The sequence below is a fragment of the Granulosicoccus sp. 3-233 genome, assembly GCF_052681095.1.
In genome coordinates this window covers 146,941-159,931 of sequence record NZ_JBQYLE010000007.1, presented here as the reverse complement: position 1 = coordinate 159,931, position 12,991 = coordinate 146,941, and the positions used below count along the sequence as shown (strand labels likewise).

The following is a 12,991-nucleotide window of genomic DNA, read 5'->3' as shown; positions in this document are numbered from 1 at the left end:
ATTTGTCGGACCGCATTGCGACGTCCGGGTTGTCGTGAATCATTGTTTGCCGGTAGAACCGAAGCCCCCGTCGCCGCGTGAGCTGGCGTCGAAACTCTCGACCCGGTTGAACCTGACCTGTGCAACCGGCACGATCACCAGCTGGGCAATGCGTGTACCCACCTCGATATCGAATGGCTCGCTGCCGCGGTTCCAGCAGGAGACAAACAGTTGCCCCTGGTAGTCGGAGTCGATGAGCCCGACCAGATTGCCCAGCACGATTCCGTGCTTGTGGCCGAGGCCGGAGCGCGGCAGGATCAGACCGGCATAGCCGGGGTCGGCAATATGAATGCACAGCCCCGTCGGCAACAGCTCGGTAGCGCCGGGCTGCAACGTCAGAGTCTGCTCGACGCAGGCGCGCAGATCCAGGCCTGCACTACCAGCACTGGCATATTCGGGTAATGCAATGGTGTCGCCGATGCGAGGATCGACGATGGTGTAGTCAACACTGTTCATTGAGCGTTCTGGTGAGCCTGTAGTCGGCGAGAAACGAGATTCAGCAGGGAGCGGGCAACCGCCTGTTTGTCGGCCGCTGGAACATGCGCATGGCCATCGTCGGCTGGCCAGAAGACATCCAGTGCATTGGTATCGCTGCCGAATACCGGATTGCCGGGCTGGCCCACATGATTGGCTGCGATCATGTCCAGTGATTTTCGTGCCATCTTGCCACGAGCATGGGCTTCGACCTGTTCGGTTTCGGCGGCGAAGCCAACCACGAAGGGTCGCTTGGGCAATGCAGAGACGCTGTGCAGGATATCGGGATTGCGAACCAGTGACAGCGTCATCTGCTCAGCACTTTTCTTGATCTTCTGATCCATGACCTGTTCCAGGCGGTAATCGGAGACAGCGGCCACCGAGATGAACACATCGGCGCTGCCAACTTCGTTCATGACGGCCTCCAGCATGTCATTGGCCGAGACGACATCGATGCGCTTGATGGCCGGATCGGCCTGCAAGTTGACGGGGCCTGCCACCAGAGTCACTCTGGCACCGGCCAGTCTGGCTGCCTCGGCCAGGGCAAATCCCATCTTGCCGGAGCTGTGGTTGCTGATGTAGCGCACCGGGTCGATGGCCTCCCGGGTCGGACCAGCGGTGATCAGGATGTGTTTGCCGCCCAGAAATTCCCCGGAGCCGTTCGCGGAGTTTGCCATCTCGGATGCAGGCATCGAGCTGGACAACGATTCCGACTGCGGTGCGGCGACGGATTCCTGCATTGCCGCCATCAGGTGGTCGCGAATCTCCTCAGGCTCCAGCATGCGTCCCGACCCGGTTTCGCCGCAGGCCTGCAAGCCGTTGCCGGGGCCGAAGAGCCGCACTCCACGCGCCGCCAGCGTCTGGCAGTTGGCCTGGGTGGCAGCATTGAGCCACATCAGCCGGTTCATGGCGGGGGCGACATGCACGGGGACATCGGTGGCCAGGCACAGCGTGCTGAGCAGGTCGTCGGCCAGACCGTGGGTCAGACGCGCCAGTGTGTTGGCGCTGGCCGGTGCAATCAGGATGGCGTCGGGCCAGCGTGCCAGTTCGATATGGCCCATGGCCGCCTCGGCAGCGGGGTCCAGCAGGTCGGTATGCACCGGGTTACCGGTGAGGGCCTGAAAGGTCAGGGGCTGGATGAATGCCTGAGCCCCCTGCGTCATGACCACCCGCACGGTGGCACCTTCGTCGATCAGACGGCGGGCCAGGATGGCGCTCTTGTAGGCGGCGATTCCCCCGGTGACACCGAGGAGTATCTTCTTGTTGTTGAGTGCTGACATGGGTGCCAATGGTATCAGTTTGTACGTGTCGTCGACGTGTGTGGAGGGCTTCACAGAACAGCATATCGGCAGGCCGAGACGATGGTTCCACTGCTCGGCTTGTGATTTACTGCAACGACAATTCAACGATCACAAGGATGCTGATCATGGCGATAAGGGACTGGCCGCAAACCGAGCGGCCGCGCGAGAAACTGCTGCACCATGGTGTCGGTTCGCTGAGCGATGCCGAACTGCTGGCCATATTCATTCAGACAGGTACTGCCGGGCACTCCGCCGTGCAAGTGGCCCGCGATGCCTTGCAGAGCTTCGGCGGGCTCAGCGCACTGCTCATGGCGGAACGACACTGTTTCTGCCAGACCCGCGGACTGGGGGATGCTCGCTACAGCGTCCTGCAGGCTGCACTGGAAATCAGCCGACGACATGTGTTCGAGACCACGATGCAGGGCGATGTACTGAGCTCCCCGGAACACGTTCGCCAGTATCTGTCGTTGCACCTGACGGGGTTGGGTCACGAGGTGTTCTGCGGGCTGTTTCTCGACAACCGGCACCGGGTCATCGAATACCGCGAGCTGTTTCGCGGCACCATAGACAGCGCGGCCGTCTATCCGCGGGAAGTGGTCAAGCGTTGTCTGTCGAGCAATGCCGCCGCAGTGATCTTTGCGCATAACCATCCCAGCGGCGTGGCCGAACCCTCGGATACCGATGTACGCCTGACGCGCAAGCTGGTGGATGCCCTGGCCCTGATCGATGTGCGCGTGCTGGATCACCTGATCATCGGTCAGGGTGTGCAGACATCATTGGCGGAGCGGGGGTTGATGTAGGCGGGAAGCCGGACTCCTCCGGGTGTTGAACGGCTTCTCCAGGGAACGTTCCGCGGTGCTTGTTGCCTGATTCAGTCGACAGTCGCAGGCAGGCATCGCAGTACGCGACCTGCCGAGACGCTAGTCGCTGTGGGTGTCCAGCTTGTCGAGCGCCTCGGCCAGCTGTTGCGGGTTTACCCGAAATCCGGCTTCGCGATGTTCCCGCGGTTTTTCCAGCAGGCTGGTTTCCAGTGGCACGCCATCGGCATATTCCGAGTCATCACAGTACAGGGCGGCATAGGTGAAGTTCAAGGCTGAGGCAATCGACCAGAAGCAGGGCTGGAAGTGACTGCTGAACATCTCGAGTATCCGGGTCCCGGGGCCGCAGAAGGCGATGTTGGAAAAGCCTGCACCATGAGGCCCGATGACCACGCTGGCCTGACTGAACAGGGCGGCCTGTTCGATGATGCTCATGCCATCGGTGGACACGATTTCAAAGCCGCGCTGCGCCAGTACGTCCTGCAGTTCGGTTTCGTTTCGTACGCTGCGTGAGCCACTGGTGCCACGCGAGATGTAGAGCTTTCGGGTCTGTGCCGGTGGCTGAGCAGGAGCAAATTCCTTGCGCAGAAAGTCGGGGTTCCACCGGCCTTGAGACGCTCCCAGCGAGTTGCTGCCGTAGCGGGGAACGATCAGTTCGTCGGCCGCGATGAATTCGCCATCGCGTATCGTGTGCAGGCGGCTTTCATCGATACCGAAATGTGCCAGCGTCTCGTGCTGGAACTGGCAGGTCAACGGATTCACGACAAAGCGGTCGATGCTGTCCAGGGGGATGCCTGCTCGGCGAATCAGTTCCAGCGATGGCAGGACATCGTTCATCCAGTGATAGTAGTTCTTGGCGTTGCGGTTGCCGATCAGGGCCACTCGTCCGTTGATCCGTACAGGCGTGTGTGTTTCGCGCCGACTGTCGACCAACTCGGCGTTCCCCTTGCTGATATCCATGATCAGGCGATCCCGGCGGTCCCAGACCGCTGTCAGGAATCCGTCAAACCAGAGTCTGCCGTCCGGCAGGATGGCGGTGTAGGCCTCACGTGCGCGATAGACACTGTCGGAGAACTGTCTGATTACCGCGGACTCGACGCGGATGGGTTGCTGCAGTTCCACGCGGGAGGCGTCGAACACGCTGACCCGCTGAATATCGGCACTGTCCGCCTCATGGCTGTCGATTCTGCGTTCGGCCGGCACATTGAAATGTTCATCGACAATGGACTGAGGCAAGGCATAACGCATGCAGATGCTGGCGTCGTGTTGCTCGCCCCGGGCTTTCAGGATCTCGCCGAACAGACGATAGCCGACCCCCTTGGCGGGAAAGATGCGCAGTATCAGCCTGGTGAAGTACACCGCATTGGCATCATCGCCGGTCTGCAGAAAATAGTGAACCAGCGCTGTCAGGGCGCCGGGGTTTTTCGTGCAGCCGGGCGCCAGACGTTTGCACCAGTCGAGTGGTGTGTCATCGGGTAGGCCGAGCCGCCGAGCATCTTTCAGAGCCTCCAGTGCCGATTCGAGCGTGAAGCCCGTGTTCTCGGCGTTGTCGAACCCTGGCTGAGTGTTCTCGGAGGCAACTGCAGACATCACTATCGTTCCACAAGGATGGGATGGACTCGCTATTCGTGAAAAGCGGTGCAATTTGCATTCCCATCGGTCTCATTGTGCACGAGGTGGCGTGATCCACCATCCGTTGCCAGAGCATGACAAGGCCTGAGCCAGTGGGTTATCTCACCGTTGATGGTCGAGGTGTGATGCAGAGCACCTACGGAAACCGCCGTTACCTGCCGTTAAGTCCTGAAGAGTCCTCCAGCTTCACACATGGAACCCGAGAATGCATTACCGATCTGCCAAGGCTTTAACACTGATGCTTTGCGGCACTGTCGCCGGAGCTGCCAGTGCAGACCCGAACCATACGTATCTCGAAGAAGACGGGGTAGTCGTGTTCGAGGTCGAGGATGCTGAGCCCGTCGACGGGTGGGTGCTGAAGACCGATCTGGAGGGCCACCTGGGTACCGGATACTTCGAGTGGTCAGGACCGAACTCCTTTGCGTCCTCGTCGGCCGGTAAAGGTAACATCACCTATCACTTTCGCATACAGACAGCCGGCAACTATGAAATCCGCTGGCGCAGCCAGATAGCCGAAGGTGACAGCAATACCGAAGCCAATGATTCCTGGATGCGTCTGGCCACCGGCCAGGATGTTCCCGAGGAAGAGGCTCTGGACGGGTGGACAAAGGCCTTTACCAATACCTTGGGCCGATGGGCCTGGGCCACACGAACCGTTGATCATGTGAGTGTACCGATCCGTCAGTACTTTTCAGAGGGTGATCACACCATGGAGATCTCGGGTCGCTCCATCGGGCACGCGATCGACAGAGTGGTCCTGTATCGTTACGACGATGTCAATTTCAGCGAAAGTGCCGGTAACCGCTGGAAGCCGTCAAGCGTCGTTCAGGGCGATGGCACGGTTGTCGATCCGGATGAGGTCGGTGGGCCCGAAGAGCCGGAACCCGAACCGGAAACACCGGATCCCGAGCCGGAGCCAGAGGTTCCTGTGGTGCGGGAGAATCTGTTCGTCGCCGATCCTTCATGGATGGAGAACGAGAGCAATCAATGTGTGGACAATCGCCTGGCCTTGCCGGCAAGTGCCGTGGTGTCAGTGGACCCGACAGATTCCGGCAGCGACTATACCGCCGGGGAGTATCTGAGCGTCAATGACTCCGATTCCTCCATTCTGATGAAATTTGATCTGTCGCTCGTGCCGCAGGCCAGCAGCGCCGTGATCGAGTACACGACCGGAGATCAGGCGTCGAACGGTAGCATTCATCATGCGCTGGGATCACATGCTGACTGGCAGGAGGGTGCCGGGGAAGAAGGCCAGCAGCCGGAAATCATGGTGGCATTGAGCCAGGCCAGTGGTGGTTGGAATGCCGAGACGAGGCACCAGTCAGTCATACCAGCCGACTTGCTGACCGCCGATGAGATCACCGTCATCATCAGCAGCGATGCGGAAAGTGATCCGCTGCAAGTGTATGCCGAAGTGGCCTCCGAATTGGCACCGAGGCTCATGCTGTCCGGCAACGAGAGCTTCTGCAGCAACTGGCAAGCGAACATCGATGCGCAGAATGCGCCGGAGGAGCCACCGGTGGTTGAGGAGGAAACGCCAGAGGTGACCCCGGAACCTGAGCCTGAAGTGGAGCCTGAAGCCGAAGCCAAGCCTGACGTCGAGTCTGAGGGTGGCAGCACCAGCAAGAGTGGTGCGCTGTCCTGGCTGCTACTGTTGGCATTGAGTGCTGTCTTTGCCGGCAAGGCTCGACTGAATCGCCTCCGGGCCGGCTAGCTTTCGCTGCAACTCGAACTCGTCGTCATCGGTAAGGCCAATTCCTGATCGATCACTGCAACAAGTGCTGTGGTGTTGTGTGATCGCGTGAAATGCATGTCTGACCCTTGAGTGGTGAGCTGAGTTACTGAGTTACTGAGTTACTGAGTTACCGAGTTACCGAGTTACCGAGTTACCGAGTTACCGAGTTTCTGCGTGGCTGGGTATCTGAATCACTGCCGGCATGTTTCTTCGCCACCGCGATTGCACAAGGATGGTGCGCGGTGCCGAGACCCGTCTGCCAGAGGGTCGGTATTGCCGGACACCTTGCATTGCAAGTCGTTTGGCATCAGGCGATTTCACATGAAGTCGCGGTTGAGTCTGCGCGAAAATGCGTATACGGTTTGAACGGTCTACTCAACCGATACCGGATGGTGAAATGAAACTCATGAATGATGGGAAGGCAGGGCCTGCTGTAGCGAAGAGTCGGCGGCGATTCCTGCAGATGGCCGGGGTTGCCGCGGCCAGCCTGCCGCTGGGCATGCGTCACCTGGCTGCGGCGAACATCGAGCCCGGTGCCGACGCCGTTCTGCTGGTCATCGACGTGCAGAACTGTTTTCTGCCCGGTGGTACCTTGCCGGTTTCGGACGGTGATCAGGTCATCCCGATCATCAACGAGCTGGGTCGCAAGTTCGACAACGTGGTCTTTACCCAGGACTGGCACACGCCTGGCCATGCCTCGTTTGCATCGAGCCATCAGGAAAAACAGCCGTTCGAGACCATCGAGATGCCCTATGGCACTCAGGTACTGTGGCCGGATCATTGCGTGCAGGGCTCCACGGATGCACAGTTGGCCGACGGACTGGACATTCCGCATGCACAGTTGATCATTCGCAAGGGCTATCACAGCGAGGTGGACAGCTATTCGACCTTCGTGGAGGCCGATGGCAGCACGAAAACAGGCCTCACCGGCTATCTGCAGGAGCGGGGTCTGAGCAAGGTCTATGTCTGCGGCCTGGCTACGGACTTCTGCGTCAGCTGGTCTGCACAGGATGCTGCGGCCGCCGGTCTGAGCGTGTCCGTGGTGGAGGATGCGTGTCGGGGAATCGATCTCGATGGTTCGGTCGCGGCGGCCTGGAAAGCCATGACTGATGCAGGTGTGGCACGCATTCGTTCCTCCGATATCGTCTGACCACGGTCTGCCAGGCATGAAGGTGTACGGTGATACCACCGTGCGCATGGCGGGGCTTGCCTGTCCGGTATGAGCCTCATACCAAAGACTGAGTGCATTTTCCGGCCAATGAAGAGACACTTCAGGATGCTGCAGCGGGGCGTGTGCAGGCACGTTCCCGCTGTTCTCTGGAATCGACGTGACGCGTTCTGTGTCCATGGAGGCCAAGCATGAACCTTGAAGAGTATGTCGTGATCCGCTCCAGACATCGGATTGTTCCGACCCTGGACAATATCAGGGTCAGAGGTGCGGAATTGATGACCGACGACCCGGTGCAGCTGGAGGTGGAGGAAACCGCGCTGACGGCCTCGGATATCGATGACCTACGGCGTGACCCAAGCACTCGTGCCATCGCTCCCTTGATGCCGATGACCCTGATTCAGCCGGTGGCTTCCGAGGATGACATCAGCACGGATCATCGCGTGCCGTTGACCTGGGGTGTGGAGGCCACGGCGGCTTCGCAGTCGCCTTTCGATGGCTCGGGCGTGACCGTGGCCGTGCTCGACACCGGTATCGATCCCGATCATCCGGCGTTTCAGGGTGTGGATCTGGTACACCGGAATTTCACCAGTGAAGGGCCTGACGATACCAACGGACACGGCACTCACTGCGCCGGTACGGTGTTCGGGCGTAGCATTGATGGGCTTCGGATCGGGGTGGCTCCCGGTGTGCAGCGGGCACTGATCGGCAAGGTGCTCGGTGAGGGTGGTAACTCCTCCGGAACCATAGCCCAGGCCATGCAATGGGCCGTGAACGAAGGGGCACATGTCATCTCGATGTCTCTGGGAATCGATTTTCCCGGTTTCGTGCAGTATCTGACGGAAGAGGCGGGTCTGGATGTGCGTCCGGCCACCTCGATGGCACTGGAAGCGTATCGCGCGAATGTCAACATGTTCACGGAGCTGTCTTCGTTCATTCGAGCGCAGGGTCAGTTCGGCCAGGGATGTCTGGTCGTTGCAGCTGCGGGTAATGAGAGCAGGCGACCAAGCTATGAGATTGCCGTGGCTCCCCCCGCAGCAGGTACAGGCGTGGTTTCGGTTGCGGCGTTGGAAGAGCGAGATGGTGGCTTTGCGGTAGCCTCATTCTCCAACAAGCAGGTGGATGTCGCCGCACCAGGCGTGGATGTCGTGAGTGCGATTCCCGGAGGTGGCCTGGGTTCGAAGAGTGGAACCAGTATGGCAACGCCGCATGTGGCCGGTATTGCGGCCCTGTGGGCTCAGCGCCAGCTGGACAGTCATGCCGCTGTTGATGGTGCCCGTCTGATGGCGCGTGTCGTGGCCAGTGGTGTGACCGAATCCCTGGCTGCCGGCACAGCCATCCAGGATGTCGGAACCGGTATGGTGCAGGCGCCATTGCTCTGATGTGAGTCCGAACTCAATTGCATGAAGCCCGGACTGTCTGACTGCTGGTATCCGTGCGAGACTGGCGATCAGGAGTGTCGACAGGACGCTGCCGTTCAGCGACGCAACAATAATGGCAGCCAGCGCCAGACTTGCAATAAAGAGGCGAGGGCACCTGCAGCATAGGTCAGGGCCGCCGCTCGGAGGATGGACTTCACGGCATGATGCTGTTGTTCGCCGATGTAGTCGCCGTCAACCAGTATCGGCATGGCCTTGTTGAAACTGGCATCCCATTCTTCCGGAAGCACGATCAGATAGGTGGCCGCCCCACACAATGCCGCCAGTACGCCACCGACCACGGGCAGGAGTACGCCGGTCGGACTGCGCGTCAGCAGGCCGAAGACCGGGGAGAGGGACAGCATCAGAATTCCGGCGCGCTGGAATTTCAGGGCCAGAGGGATATAGCGCTGGCGCAGACGGAATACGGCTTCCTTTCTGTGCCACTGTATGGCGTGTCCGAGTTCATGGGTGGCCACAGCGATGGCCGTCAGCGATCGATCGTGATAGTTCCTGGGCGAGAGCCTGATGGCAGGCGTTGAGGCATCAAAGTGATCGCGCTGCGGATCGGTCTCCTCGACAACCACGCCTTGAATCTCAAAGCGTTGCAACAGATGTCGAGCCAGTTCCGCACCGGTGCCGGGGATATCGGGCAGTTCGGCGGAATAACGCAGAAAGATCCATCGTATCCAGAGTTGCGGTCCGACGATGAGCGTGGCGATGAGCAGGAGCAGTAATAGAACGGCCATGTTTGCGTGATTGCGAAGTGCGAATTCAGGAATGTCGATCGCTCATCGTCACGATAAACGAATTCGTCAAGAACATGTCGGCATTGGCGTGTCATCAGTCTTTTCGGGATTGATGACGTTATTCTGACGTCTTACGTCAAAGTCAATTACAAAACCGTTAAGTTTTGGCATGACATCCTCTGTCATGGCTTTAAGCGGTGCCGTTTGCTGATCTAAACGGCTATTGTTGAGGGTGCAGCCCTGTCACCAGGCAGGCTAGTTGATTGCCGGCAAGTTGCCACTTACAAGCCGGAAAACCAATGAGAGAACCCAGTGACGATGGTCAGATTCAAGTCTTCTGCAATGGTGAATGCCCGAATTCGGAAAATCCTTCTGTTGTCATTCCTGCTGCCTGGACTGACGGCTTGCAGTACGTTGGGGCTGAATGCCCCCTGGGACAAGGAGCCACGACCCGACTATGACCTCATCGCGGAAAACCTCGTCAATTCTCTGGCACAGTTTCCACATCTGAATCCACTGATGGCGACCGTCCAGGTGGCGCCTCCGCGCTCCCGCTTCGAACGTCAGATTGAAAGCGAACTGCGCGAACGAGGCTACAAGGTCGAGCGAGTCGCTGGCCATGAGGGTCTCAACCGGGTCACGCCGGAAATCAGACAGATCAACTCCGAGGAAGGGGAGCAGGATCTGTATGTGCTGTCGGTGGGGCAACTGTCGGTAGAGCGGCAATACGATGTAGTGGCCGACAAGACAGTGCCGACAAGTGAGCAGATCATTCGTGGCACCCGCGAGAGGGCGATCAACCTGGACGACGATATCTTCGACGTGCCGGACAGCGAGTACAGTGCGGTTGCGTTCAAGCCCTATGACGGGCCGGGCATCGATGATGTGCTGGCGCCACCGGAAACCGGTGCGCTGGACTGGTTCAATCGTGAAGAACCTCGGGTGATCAAGCAGAACATCTACGAAACCATGGCATCCAACTATCGTGAGTTGTTTGCAGGCTATGAGGATGTCGATCAGAGCATTCTGGTATTCCCCAACGATTCCCTTCGCCTCGGCGATGTCAACAAGAGCATCATCGAGCGATACGTGGCAGAAATGGACCCGGATACGGATGTGCTGTCAGTCATCGGTTGCAGCCACGGCGACACCAGAATCTCCAATGGCAACAGTCTGCTGGCACTGGGGCGAGCCAATCGGGTCAAGGAAGCCCTGTTGTTCTCCGGTCTGGAGCATGACAGGATCCTCGAAGAGGGATGCTGGGCGCCACAACTGTTCGATGAAGTCATGCCTCGACGCGGTGTGGTATTGACGCTCAAGCGGCAGAAGCAGTCATGAAGGTGCGGCTACCCGGTCTGCTGGGATTGCTCTGCTGCACGGCATTGGCAGGGGGGCCGGTTCTGGCAGACAACGGCAATGTCGATGCAGATCCATCTGCGAGTACGGTGCCGGAGATCAGTCTCTGGGTCAGGGATGCGCCCATGTCCCTGGTGGTGAAGCAGCTTGCGCAACTCTCGGGACGAGAGGTGGTGCTGGATGGCGCGCTCGACATGTCGGTTTCCGGGCGGTTCGGTGGCAGTCTGGAACAGACACTGGTGGAGCTATCGGCGAATCATCCGGTCCTGTTCGACCTTGATGGCAGGACCCTGCGGGCTACCGGAAGCGACAACAGCAGCAAAGTGTCCATTGCCGTCGTCAGTGACGAATTGAGCGAAGAATTCAAGAGCTCCCTGTTTGAACAACTGGCGCCCGGCAACGACATCGAGATACGAGCCGATGCCGTGCGGGTTGCCGGACACCCTGTCTTCGTCAAGCGCGTCAGCGGTTTGATAACCCGGACCCTGGCAGACAATGGAGCCAGACAGGGTATCGAGCCCGACGTGGAGCCGACCATGGAGGCAGCTGTCGCCGGTATTGACAGTACCGCCAATAGCGTCGACCAGAAGGCATCAGAGGTGGTCATTGATGTGGGTTCCGACGAAATGCTGGCTGACATCGCCGATGAAGGCAAACCTGCGGCCGACCAGGCGACCCTGTCGAAACCGATCCGCTGGGTTACGGATATACCCGGTTACGACACTTTCTGAACTGGACAGGCGATTCGATGAACTCCAAAAGCACATCTTCGGAAAATGACGATACAACCGGATCGCAGGCATCGCCGAGGCCACGGAAAGTGAACAGAATCCTGATAGTACTGGGCGTACTGGCTTTCGGCCTGATCGTGACGGATCGCGTCATGGAGGCCTTCAAGGCCGACGACCTGCCTGAAGACTTGGCCAGTGAAGAGGCGATGCCGGAGGGAACTGGTGGGCAGCAAACCGCCTCTTCGGCATTGACTGAAGAAACAGCCGATACTGTCGGCAATATTGATAATGCAATACTGGATGCATTGCCGATGCCGGAGACAGAAGCTCTGGTGACGCTGGAGAATCTGTTCGGTAGTCCCGTGGTGCTGGTCTCGGCTGCCGAGCCTTCCTATGTGGTAACCGCGGATGAACGGCGCTTCGATGTGGGTGGGGTCGTTGACGATACGACAACTCTGGCGGGTGTCACCAGCCATCAATTGATCTTCGAACAGACCGGTGATCTCCTGGTCATCAGTCTGCCTGAACCGGTGTCGCAGTAGATGCCGCCAATCACGATGGCGTGACCGCCTTCAAGGCTCATTATCCCGAGCGCATTGTCTGTCTGACGGAAGAGACCACGGAGCTTCTTTATCTGCTGGGGGAGCAGGACCGGATTGTCGGTATTTCCGGTTTCACGGTCAGGCCGGCGCAGGCTCGGCGAGAAGAGCCCAAGGTATCTGCCTTCACGTCGGCCAGATACGAGCGCATTCTAGAGCTTGAACCTGATCTGGTCATCGGATTCTCCGACCTGCAGGCGGACATCGCTGCTGAGCTGATTCGCCGGGGCGTGAATGTTCTGGTCATGAACCAGCGTTCCATTGCGCAGATTCTGGACATGATTCTCACCCTGTCCGCCATGGTGGGTGCAGCCGAGCGTGGTCAGGCATTGGTCGCCCGGTATGCGGCTCGGATGTCCGCTATCGAGGCGAAGACAAACCGGTGCCTGCAGGCGCATCCGCAGCGTGCCCGTCCGCGCGTGTATTTCGAGGAATGGGACGAGCCGATGATCTCTGCCATTCGCTGGGTCTCCGAATTGATCGACGTTGCCGGTGGTCAGGACTGCTTTGCGGAGCTGGGCCGGATGTCACTTGGCAAGGACCGTATCATTGCCGATCCGCAGCGCGTGATCGATGCGAATCCGCAGATCATCATCGGTTCCTGGTGCGGCAAGAAGTTTCGGCCTGACAAGGTGGCCGGGCGTGCCGGCTGGGATCGCATCGATGCCGTGAAACAGGGGCGTCTGCATGAAATCAAGTCGGCCAATATCCTGCAGCCCGGTCCGGCCGCTCTGAGCGATGGTCTCGAACACTTGCATCGGATCATGATGGACTTCTACGACGCACCTTCTTCGAGAACGTGACGCCAGCGACAGCTGGAGTGAGTCTGACAAGCGCGCTGTTGAGTCATTTCTGATTTTTCTGCCGGTCAAGCCTGTCCGCTCGGAGCTGATCAGGCACAGGCACAGGCACAGGCACAGGCACAGGCACAGGCACAGGCACAGGCACAGGCACAGGCACAGGCACAGGCA

At 59.2% G+C, this 12,991-nt stretch carries 12 protein-coding genes; 8 read left to right on the top strand and 4 right to left on the bottom strand.

The features are described from left to right. Positions 1–39: 39 nt before the first annotated feature. Together dut and coaBC are read right to left on the bottom strand one after the other, a co-directional pair. Positions 40–495 carry a dUTP diphosphatase gene (gene dut / locus ACUNV4_RS18645; RefSeq protein WP_430880109.1) on the bottom strand — a complete coding sequence of 152 codons (456 nt, stop codon included), beginning with the start codon at positions 493–495 and terminating at the stop codon, positions 40–42. After that, on the bottom strand, positions 492–1,793 hold the full coding sequence (gene coaBC, locus ACUNV4_RS18640; protein ID WP_430880108.1) for a bifunctional phosphopantothenoylcysteine decarboxylase/phosphopantothenate--cysteine ligase CoaBC: 1,302 nt from the start codon (positions 1,791–1,793) through the stop codon (positions 492–494). Before coaBC ends, dut begins: the two co-directional genes overlap by 4 nt. 146 nt (positions 1,794–1,939) lie before the next feature. Here coaBC and radC point away from each other — a divergent pair, with 146 nt between their 5' ends. Continuing rightward, the gene (gene radC, locus ACUNV4_RS18635) at positions 1,940–2,614 is read left to right on the top strand and encodes a RadC family protein (RefSeq protein ID WP_430880107.1); all 675 of its coding nucleotides are present in this window, start codon (positions 1,940–1,942) and stop codon (positions 2,612–2,614) included. Positions 2,615–2,734: 120 nt separating this feature from the next. Here the strand turns inward: radC and ACUNV4_RS18630 are convergent, their stop codons facing one another. Next, complete coding sequence (locus tag ACUNV4_RS18630; RefSeq protein ID WP_430880106.1) at positions 2,735–4,222, bottom strand: glycosyltransferase family 61 protein; 1,488 nt, start codon at positions 4,220–4,222, stop codon at positions 2,735–2,737. A 247-nt stretch (positions 4,223–4,469) separates the two neighbouring features. Here ACUNV4_RS18630 and ACUNV4_RS18625 point away from each other — a divergent pair, with 247 nt between their 5' ends. From ACUNV4_RS18625 to ACUNV4_RS18615, 3 genes are all read left to right on the top strand, one after another. Beyond that, positions 4,470–5,978, top strand: a complete 1,509-nt coding sequence (locus ACUNV4_RS18625) for a hypothetical protein (protein ID WP_430880105.1) — start codon at positions 4,470–4,472, stop codon at positions 5,976–5,978. 418 nt (positions 5,979–6,396) lie between these two features. Next, positions 6,397–7,149 carry a bifunctional nicotinamidase/pyrazinamidase gene (gene pncA / locus ACUNV4_RS18620; protein WP_430880104.1) on the top strand — a complete coding sequence of 251 codons (753 nt, stop codon included), beginning with the start codon at positions 6,397–6,399 and terminating at the stop codon, positions 7,147–7,149. A 209-nt stretch (positions 7,150–7,358) separates the two neighbouring features. Then, on the top strand, positions 7,359–8,549 hold the full coding sequence (locus ACUNV4_RS18615; protein ID WP_430880103.1) for a S8 family peptidase: 1,191 nt from the start codon (positions 7,359–7,361) through the stop codon (positions 8,547–8,549). A 95-nt stretch (positions 8,550–8,644) separates the two neighbouring features. On the opposite strand, the gene ACUNV4_RS18610 is transcribed toward ACUNV4_RS18615, so the two are convergent. Next, positions 8,645–9,334, bottom strand: a complete 690-nt coding sequence (locus tag ACUNV4_RS18610; protein WP_430880102.1) for a zinc metallopeptidase — start codon at positions 9,332–9,334, stop codon at positions 8,645–8,647. Between the two features lie 375 nt (positions 9,335–9,709). Here ACUNV4_RS18610 and ACUNV4_RS18605 point away from each other — a divergent pair, with 375 nt between their 5' ends. From ACUNV4_RS18605 to ACUNV4_RS18590, 4 genes are all read left to right on the top strand, one after another. Beyond that, a complete protein-coding gene (locus tag ACUNV4_RS18605) occupies positions 9,710–10,672 on the top strand; it encodes a hypothetical protein (protein ID WP_430880101.1) in 963 nt (320 codons plus the stop codon). After that, complete coding sequence (locus ACUNV4_RS18600; protein WP_430880100.1) at positions 10,669–11,421, top strand: hypothetical protein; 753 nt, start codon at positions 10,669–10,671, stop codon at positions 11,419–11,421. Before ACUNV4_RS18605 ends, ACUNV4_RS18600 begins: the two co-directional genes overlap by 4 nt. 89 nt (positions 11,422–11,510) lie before the next feature. After that, entirely contained in the window at positions 11,511–11,963 is a 453-nt protein-coding gene (locus ACUNV4_RS18595; RefSeq protein ID WP_430880099.1) for a hypothetical protein, read from the top strand. 20 nt (positions 11,964–11,983) lie between these two features. Beyond that, entirely contained in the window at positions 11,984–12,823 is an 840-nt protein-coding gene (locus tag ACUNV4_RS18590; RefSeq protein WP_430880098.1) for a cobalamin-binding protein, read from the top strand. Positions 12,824–12,991 lie beyond the last annotated feature (168 nt).

Bases quoted from the DNA above. Each gene is read 5' to 3' on its own strand.
- ACUNV4_RS18615 (WP_430880103.1), top strand. From the start codon at position 7,359: ATGAACCTTGAAGAGTATGTCGTGATCCGCTCCAGACATCGGATTGTT.
- ACUNV4_RS18630 (WP_430880106.1), bottom strand. From the start codon at position 4,222: ATGTCTGCAGTTGCCTCCGAGAACACTCAGCCAGGGTTCGACAACGCC.
- coaBC (WP_430880108.1), bottom strand. From the start codon at position 1,793: ATGTCAGCACTCAACAACAAGAAGATACTCCTCGGTGTCACCGGGGGA.
- ACUNV4_RS18625 (WP_430880105.1), top strand. From the start codon at position 4,470: ATGCATTACCGATCTGCCAAGGCTTTAACACTGATGCTTTGCGGCACT.
- dut (WP_430880109.1), bottom strand. From the start codon at position 495: ATGAACAGTGTTGACTACACCATCGTCGATCCTCGCATCGGCGACACC.
- radC (WP_430880107.1), top strand. From the start codon at position 1,940: ATGGCGATAAGGGACTGGCCGCAAACCGAGCGGCCGCGCGAGAAACTG.
- ACUNV4_RS18610 (WP_430880102.1), bottom strand. From the start codon at position 9,334: ATGGCCGTTCTATTACTGCTCCTGCTCATCGCCACGCTCATCGTCGGA.
- ACUNV4_RS18600 (WP_430880100.1), top strand. From the start codon at position 10,669: ATGAAGGTGCGGCTACCCGGTCTGCTGGGATTGCTCTGCTGCACGGCA.
- pncA (WP_430880104.1), top strand. From the start codon at position 6,397: ATGAAACTCATGAATGATGGGAAGGCAGGGCCTGCTGTAGCGAAGAGT.